Origin of the sequence: Ruegeria sp. HKCCD8929, assembly GCF_013031405.1 — a bacterium.
GTDB lineage: Bacteria > Pseudomonadota > Alphaproteobacteria > Rhodobacterales > Rhodobacteraceae > Ruegeria.
In genome coordinates this window covers 22,188-30,000 of sequence record NZ_WPZY01000037.1, presented here as the reverse complement: position 1 = coordinate 30,000, position 7,813 = coordinate 22,188, and the positions used below count along the sequence as shown (strand labels likewise).

The 7,813-nt window shown below is 58.1% G+C and carries 8 protein-coding genes; all 8 read right to left on the bottom strand.

The window, feature by feature from the left end; genetic code table 11:
* Positions 1–132 precede the first annotated feature (132 nt).
* The 8 genes from GOX53_RS25245 to GOX53_RS25210 are packed head-to-tail and all read right to left on the bottom strand — an operon-like array spanning position 133 to position 7,808.
* Positions 133–1,131 (bottom strand): zinc-binding dehydrogenase, encoded by a 999-nt coding sequence (locus tag GOX53_RS25245; protein WP_217351927.1) that lies wholly within the window; start codon positions 1,129–1,131, stop codon positions 133–135.
* On the bottom strand, positions 1,128–2,129 hold the full coding sequence (locus tag GOX53_RS25240) for a Gfo/Idh/MocA family protein (protein ID WP_171181318.1): 1,002 nt from the start codon (positions 2,127–2,129) through the stop codon (positions 1,128–1,130). Before GOX53_RS25240 ends, GOX53_RS25245 begins: the two co-directional genes overlap by 4 nt.
* The gene (locus tag GOX53_RS25235) at positions 2,120–3,214 is read right to left on the bottom strand and encodes an SDR family oxidoreductase (RefSeq protein WP_171181316.1); all 1,095 of its coding nucleotides are present in this window, start codon (positions 3,212–3,214) and stop codon (positions 2,120–2,122) included. The genes GOX53_RS25240 and GOX53_RS25235 overlap by 10 nt, the downstream gene beginning before the upstream one ends.
* Positions 3,211–4,278 (bottom strand): 2,3-butanediol dehydrogenase, encoded by a 1,068-nt coding sequence (locus GOX53_RS25230; RefSeq protein ID WP_171181314.1) that lies wholly within the window; start codon positions 4,276–4,278, stop codon positions 3,211–3,213. Before GOX53_RS25230 ends, GOX53_RS25235 begins: the two co-directional genes overlap by 4 nt.
* Before the next feature lie 11 nt (positions 4,279–4,289).
* The gene (locus GOX53_RS25225) at positions 4,290–5,057 is read right to left on the bottom strand and encodes an SDR family NAD(P)-dependent oxidoreductase (RefSeq protein ID WP_171181313.1); all 768 of its coding nucleotides are present in this window, start codon (positions 5,055–5,057) and stop codon (positions 4,290–4,292) included.
* A gap of 17 nt (positions 5,058–5,074) precedes the next feature.
* A complete protein-coding gene (locus tag GOX53_RS25220) occupies positions 5,075–5,854 on the bottom strand; it encodes a glucose 1-dehydrogenase (protein WP_171181311.1) in 780 nt (259 codons plus the stop codon).
* Positions 5,855–5,871: 17 nt separating this feature from the next.
* On the bottom strand, positions 5,872–6,846 hold the full coding sequence (locus GOX53_RS25215) for an ABC transporter permease (RefSeq protein ID WP_217351926.1): 975 nt from the start codon (positions 6,844–6,846) through the stop codon (positions 5,872–5,874).
* A complete protein-coding gene (locus GOX53_RS25210; RefSeq protein WP_171181310.1) occupies positions 6,846–7,808 on the bottom strand; it encodes an ABC transporter permease in 963 nt (320 codons plus the stop codon). The genes GOX53_RS25215 and GOX53_RS25210 overlap by 1 nt, the downstream gene beginning before the upstream one ends.
* Between the last annotated feature and the right edge of the window lie 5 nt (positions 7,809–7,813).

Below are 7,813 nucleotides of genomic sequence, written 5' to 3'. Positions count from 1 at the left end.
GCAGCAACATAGCCACCAGGGCCCGCGCCAATTACGATCAAATCAAAGGAGTGTGACGGCATCGTCGGCTCCATCAAGTGTGGGAAGTGGCCGCCGAAACAACCGGATCCACACGCATGTGGTCAAAAAGGCTCAGTTCGATATGTCGAGGGTCACCTTCACCGCTTCGGTCGGTTCCTTGCCCAGATCATAAGCCTCTGCCGCCTGGTCCAGATCGAACGTGTGCGTCTGAATCGGAGACAGGTCGAGACCGGTCCGCCCCAGAAAGCGAATGGCGCCAGGCCAAACGCCCGGAGAACCGATGCAGCCATTGACCTGCAAATCCTTGATCTGAATAAGACCCAGTTCGACCGGAAACTTCTGGCCAATATTGATCCCTACCATCGACACGCGCCCCTCGGGACGTGCATAGTCAAACACATTGGCAAGAGAAGACGCATGCCCGGCGGCCTCGATCACCAGGTCGGCACCGCCATCCGTCAGTTCCTGAACCGCTTCGACGGGGTCGTCATCGGTGGGGTCGACGACGGCATCGGCGCCCAGCTTCAAAGCTGTTTCGCGTCGCAGCGGGATCGGATCGACGACGATTACGCGCGCTCCCATCCCGATGGCCGCAGCCGCCGAGACCAGACCGATTGTCCCGCCCCCCGACACGACAGCCGTTTCACTGGCATTTGTTCCACCGCCACGCATAACCGCATAATACCCGCAGGTGAACGGTTCGATCAGCGCACCCTTGGCATCGTCTACTTCATCGGGCAGTTTGTGCAGCCACTCGGGCCGCGCCGTGAAGTATTCGCGATCAGCGCCGTTCATCGAGAAGCCAAAGTGGTGAATGCGTTCGGGCGTGTTGATCACACATTCGCCGACAACGCGGTCGCCGGGCGCAAGGCCGGTCACGTTCCTGCCAACTTCGACAATCTCGCCCACCCATTCGTGACCCGGAACCACCGGATAGCTGATCGGAATAATGTACTGACCGGCAAGAAGCTCATAATCCGAATGGCAAATGCCAACCTTTCGCGTTTTGACCAGAACCGAATTGGCGTCGATCTCGGGAACGGGCTGCGCCGCGACGACAAGTTTCCTGGGCTCTTCGAAAACCAGAGCTTTCATCATTAAATTTGTCATGCGATTTCCTCGATCTTTCCGCTTTGGGCCGATTTGAAGACGGCCTCAAGAAGCGCGATGGTGTTAACGAGGTGGTCGGATGTAATTGGATAGGCCTCCGCGCCTTTTACCGCGCGGGCAAAGGCGACCAGATTAAACTTCACGGCTTCGGCTGTCGGGATCTCCTCGACCGTTATTGGCGCGCCAGCCAGCCCTTTGGTGACAACCCATCCTTCCGGAGCTTCGACGTGAGCCTTGTCACGGATCTCGATCCAACCCTTTGACCCATACACCGCAAATCGCGAAACAAACGGATTGGCCAGCGACGCGGACACATAGGACGTACCTCCGTTCTTGAATTTCACGTAAGCCGCCACAGTGTCGCCCTGCGGCAGGTCGGTAGACAGGTTTTCGCAATGGCACAGAACGCTTTCCGCTTCACCCAGCAGTCGCACAGACAGGTCCAGCAGATGAATTCCGGTCGCGGTCATACCGCCCGCAGGTGCCTGATTGGCCTTGAGCCGCCAGTTGTCGCGGTCAAGCGACACAAACTTGTCGTGGCTGAAATTGGCCTCAATCTGATGGACACGCCCCAGATCACCTGCGTCTGACATCGAGAGCAGTTCTGCCATGGCCGGCTCGAACCGCCGTTCGTGCCCCATGCCAAGAACCAACCCGGCTTCCCTGCAAAGGCGCACGGCTTTTTCGGCCCCCGCCTTTGTAAGGGCCAAAGGCTTTTCGCAAAAGATGTGCTTTCCGGCGGCAACTGCCTGTTCGATCTGTTCTTCGTGTAGGGAATGCGGCGTCGCCAATACCACCGCCCCAACCTCGGGATCGTTCAAGGCGTCTGAGTAATCCGTAGTGACGAACAGCCCTTTTTCACGTGCGAAGTCTCTTACCGCACCAAGGTTAGGTTCCACTGCCCGCACGATCTCGATCTCGTCCGGCACAGCCTGCAACACTGAGACCATTTTTTGCCCCCACCAGCCGAGCCCGACCATGGCTATTTTCACTGACATAGGTTTTCCTTTCCGGACGGCGCCGGGATGATCCGGTTTTTCACCAGCATTTCAAAAACATCAAAGAACGAGTCACAGCTGCTTTGATGGGCACAAAACCCAGCCTGACGGCTGTTCTTCATGTCGTTGAAACACTCAATCTCGCGCCCGAGATCGGCATCGGTGTGCCACCAGGATGCCAGTGCTGAAACCGGATGATCCCCAAGCCCGTATTTTGTGACGATCCGAGACCATATCTTGTCTGCGTCCTGCATCTGGCATTGCAGGGGCATAACCTGATGGGGCGCTCCTGCGTCTTGCAGGCCGAACCAGTCTGCAATCCGGCCCCACATCCACTCCCAACGGAACAGGTCTCCGTTCACGACATTGAAAGCTGTATTTGCGGCGTCGGATGTTGTGGCGGACCATTCCAGATGCCGTGCCAGCAGGCGGGCGTCGGTTATATCCGCTACGGCGCGATACTGCGCCTTTGATCCGGGGAAGAGAAAAGGTTGTCCGGTTTCGGCACAGATCGAAGCGTAGACTGCCAGCGTGACACCCATATTCATGGCGTTGCCGAGCGTGTAACCGATCATCGTATGTGGGCGATGGACCGACCAAGTAAAACCACGCTGCCTGGCTGCTTCGAATATCTCGTCTTCCTGCGCGTAGTAGAAGTTTTCTCCCGGAAGCCTCGGTTGATCTTCAAGAAATGGCGTATAAGGCCGTCCCTGCGCGTAGGCTTCGAACGGTCCCAGATAGTGCTTGGTCCCCGTGACCAAGGCGACGTGTTTGAGGGGAGCATCTGCCAGGCCGTTCAACGCGTTGCGCACCATGGCCCGATTCACCCGGCAGTTTTCGGCCTCGGTGTCCTGCTTGGACCAGGTGCAAAAGAAGACATGAGTGACATCGGACAGAGCTGAGAGCGCGGCACCGCTTGCCGCCTCGTCCGTCAGATCCGCGGCGACAGGCGTATCGACCCCCGGAACCTCTTTGCCGCCACGGGACAACCCACAGACATGCCAGCCACCAGACGCGCTCAGGCGGGCAGCCAGATTGCTTCCGGACAAGCCGGTTGCGCCTATGATCAATGCTGTTCGGGTCATGTCTCGACAAGGATCTTCAGGTGCTCGCCGCTTGGATCCAACAGGGCCTCAAAACCCTTCTCCACAACGTCGTCCGCGTCGATCCGGCCGGTTATCACCTTTTCAACGGGCAGTTTTCCGGCGGCGATCAGGCCTGCAAGACGCGGCCAGACATAGGTCGGATAACACCATGTCGCTTCGACGCTGATATCCTTGAGCGCCCAAAGCATCGCATCGATGCTGGCCGGTTTCATGTGAAGACCCACCTGAACGACCTTGCCACCCCTTCGCACGGCGTCAACACAGGTGTTGAGAGACACCTCCAAGCCGACGCATTCAAGCGCAACATCCACACCGACATTGTCCTCGGTCAGATCTCTGGCGAAGTCGCCCGCCTTGTCGGCTGCCGGATCGACAACGACAACCGCAGGGTCGATGTCTTGTATAATCCGCCGGCGATTTGGGTTAGGTTCCGACACAATGATCAGACTTGCTCCGGCTGCCCGGGCGCAGATCACGGTCAGTGCTCCGATGGGTCCGGCACCTGACACCAAGACCGTCGATCCCGCACCGATCTGACCGCGATCGACCCCGTACATTGCCACAGCGGCCGGTTCGATCATTGCCGCCTGATCATCGGTTACCGCATCCGGTACAGGCTGGGCACAATATCCCGGCAACACGGCCTGCTCCGCCATGCCACCCCAGGCCCAGCTGAGACCTACACAAGCCATCTTGTCGCTCAGATGGTACTGCCCGCGCCGCCCGAAGTAATCATCGCGCGGCGAAATCAGGGGTTGCGCCGAAATCCTGTCGCCAGGTTTTACATGGCTGACATTGCTGCCAACCGCTTCGACCACCGCGACAAATTCGTGGCCCAGAATTTGCGGATTGGTGGCCCCAGTATACACATGCGGCGTTTCCGGGGTGACAATGGGGCCTGCGATATATTCGTGCAAATCGGTTCCACAAATACCGCAGGCCCCGGGACGCACCAGCACCTCGTCAGCGGCCAGATTGCTGTCGGGTGCGGGCACCTCTTCAATCTGGATATCCCGGGCATTATGAAAGCGGACGGCACGCATGTGTCTTCTCCTTATTGTGCGGTGTAGCCACCATCGACGGCCAGGCTTGCTCCGGTCACAAAACGTGCTTCGTCAGAGGCAAGGAACAGGACGCAGTTGGCCACATCAACCGGCTCTCCCAGACAGAGTGGATGAAGCTTGCCCATCATGTCGAGGTAAGCCTGCTTGCCTTCGGGATAGGTTTCGGCTGCCTGCATGAAAATCTCGGTCATGGTCGAGCCGGGATGCACGGTGTTCACACGGATGCCGTGACGCGCGTAACACATCGCGTCCGTCTTGGTCATCGACAGGATCGCGCCTTTTGTAGCGTGATAAGGTGGCAGGTCGTCATTGCCGATCAAACCGTAGATCGACGAAAAGTTGACGATCGCGCCCTTCTTCTGCTCCATCATCGGCCGAACGCCGTATTTGGTGCACAGAAACGATCCTTTGACGTTCACATCAAAGACCTTGTCCCATTCCTCGGCCTCGACTTCGTGGGCAAATTTGTTCACACCGGTGATCGCGGCGCAGTTCACCAGAATGTCGAGCCGACCGTGTTTGGCAGTCACCGTTTCGATGGCCGATTGCACGTTCAGCTCATCGGTGACGTCGACCTTGATGAACGCGACATCGAGCCCCCTGCCCTGCAATGCCTCGGCATGGGCTTGCCCGGCGTCCTCAATCACGTCAAAGATCGTGACCTTGGCCCCCTCTTCGGCAAGCCGCGTCACGGTGGCTCCACCGATGCCGCGGGATCCGCCTGTGACAATGGCGATCTGGTCTTGTGTCCGTCCCATGTTCCCTGTCCTTTTGCTCAGATCAAAACCATGCCGCCATCGATCATGACGGTCTGACCGGTCATGTAATCGGACGCGGAGGACGCCAGGAACGTGGTTGTTCCAACAATGTCGGCCGGAACCGCGGCATGACCCAGCAGGATCGCCTCGGAAAATCCGTCGATGGCCTCGTTTTCCTTTTCGGTAACGCCTCGTTCGATGAACTCGCGATCCAGTTGCTCCCAAAGCTCCGTCTTCACGACACCCGGCCCAAATGCGTTCACCGTGATCTTGTGTTCCGCCAGAGCACGGGCTGCCGCCTGCGTCAGTGCGGCCACGGCGAATTTCGATGCGCAGTAATGGGCGAATAGTGGATAGCCCTGCTTTGCGGCAATCGATGCGGTATTGACGATCTTGCCGGGGCTTCCCTGCTTGATGAACTGCCTGGCGGCCTCCTGCGTGCCGATCAGCACACCCTTACCATTCACGTCCATGATGCGCTGCCAGTCGTCTTCGACAATATCCATGAACGGGCAGGTCTGGCTGATACCGGCATTGTTAAAGATCACATCCAGCTTGCCAAAGGCCGCCACCGTGGCGTCGATCATTGCCCGGGTTGAGGCGCGGTCTGCAACATTGACGCCGACGCCAATTGCTCCGTGACCGATCTTGGCGGCAGCCTCCTTGGCGGCCTCTTCGTTGAGATCGGCAACGCAAACCTGCGCGCCTTTTTCGGCCAGATCCTTTGCAATTCCGGCACCGATGCCGCGGCCCGCTCCGGTCACGATGATGGATTTACCTGTAACGTCGTTGCTCATGTTTCCCTCCTGGCGCCTCAGGCGCCGCGTTTGACGTAGAATGCGGCCGCGATGACGATCACGATGCCTTTGATGATGATCTGGAATTGGACCGGCATGCCGAACAGCAGGACCGCGTTAAACACGACGATCAGGATGGCCGCGCCGACAAGGCCGCCAAGAATACTGCCGCGCCCGCCGGAGAGGGCGATACCGCCCATGACCGCCGCCACGATGGAATCCAGCTCGAACCCGCGTCCGACCCAGTTATCCACGATGCCGACGAAACCCGACAGCACCAGACCGGCAATGGCAGCAAGGCCCCCCGAGATGACATAGCAGATCATGGTGACACGGTCCGCGTTCATACCGACCAAACGGGCGACCCTGGGGTTGCCGCCGGTGATGTAAACCTGACGTCCGAACGCCGATTTATGCAGGACAATAGAGAATACCGCGGCCAGCACCGCCAGTATGACCACGTTGTAGGGCAGCCCATAGAAAGTCTCGGCACCGATGATGCGGAAAAAGTGGGGAACGTTGCCAGACGGCGCGCCTTGAGTATAGGCAAAGCGAAACCCTTGCAGAACGATCATTGTCGCAAGGGTCGCGAGGAACGGGGATACGTCGCGTTTGGTGACAAGTAATCCGTTGACCAACCCGGTGCCCAGTCCGATGGCCAGAGCGATGAGGATGATGGGCACCACGTCACCGGGCTGACCGTTGAACGCAGTGGCCACAACTGCCGCTGTCGCCATGATGGATGCGACCGACAGATCCAGGCCACGCACCAAGATCACGAAGGCCTGGCCGATCACAACGATCCCGAGTGGCGCAGCCTGCAGCAGCATGTTGGAGATGTTGTTGCCCGAGAGAAACGCGGGCGACACGATACCCGATACGAGGATAAGCGCGACGAGGGCCAGGTGAATACCATAGCGGGCGCCAATCTGCTTCAATACTCTGGATTTCTCGTTAACGGTCGACATATCAGCGTTCACGGCTTGTTGCATCACACAGCCCTCTTTTTCTCGACATAAACCGACACCGCCAGGATGATGATCAAACCTTGTATGATCAGCTGGTAGTGCGTCGAAATATCCATGAAGTTCAGTAGGTTGTTCAAAAGCGAGATCAGATAGACACCAAAGAGCGTCCCGATCACGCCGCCACGTCCGCCGGTCAAAAGCGTGCCACCGACAACCACAGGTGTGATGGACGCAAGCGTATAGTTCTGCCCGGTATAGACGTTGCCCACCCCGAACCGGCCAACCAGATAGATGGCGGTCAATGCGCAGCAAAAACCAGAGAACGCATAGACAAATACAAGCACACGCCGCCGTGGTAGACCCATCAGGCGTGCACCTGTTTCATCATCGCCGACCGCATAGATGAACCGGCCGAAGGGCACGTAACGCAAAAACAGCGCCACCAGAATGAACAGCACGATCGTAAAGACAGCGCCAACAGGAAGACCGGCAACCCGGCCGTAGGCCACGAAGTCGAACTCAAACGGAACCGATCCAGCTGGCCCAAGCGTGTAAAGCAGCGTCACACCCTGCAGCAACGCACCCATGCCGAGCGTCACGATGAGCGGGTGCACCTTCAACCAGATCACGGTAAGACCGTTCAGACTTCCGATAGCCGCACCGAGGACAAGAATGCCCAGGCATACCGGCAGAACTCTCGAAGCTTCGCCGTCAATCGTTCCCGAAAGAAGCACGCTCAACAGGCTGATCATCGACCCGACGGACAGATCGATGCCCGCTGTCAGAACCGTCATGGTTTGACCGAGGCTGACCAATGCAAGGCCGGTCGACTGTTCAAAGACGTTCAACAGGTTTGAGGCAGAGCTGAACCGGTCCGAAATGAAGGCACCGAACAGAAAAAGCAGAACCAGCAGGCCAATGACGACCAGGAGGCCGGACTGGCGCTTGGTCAGAAAGTTGTAGGATCGATAAGCAAGTGCAGTCATTATTT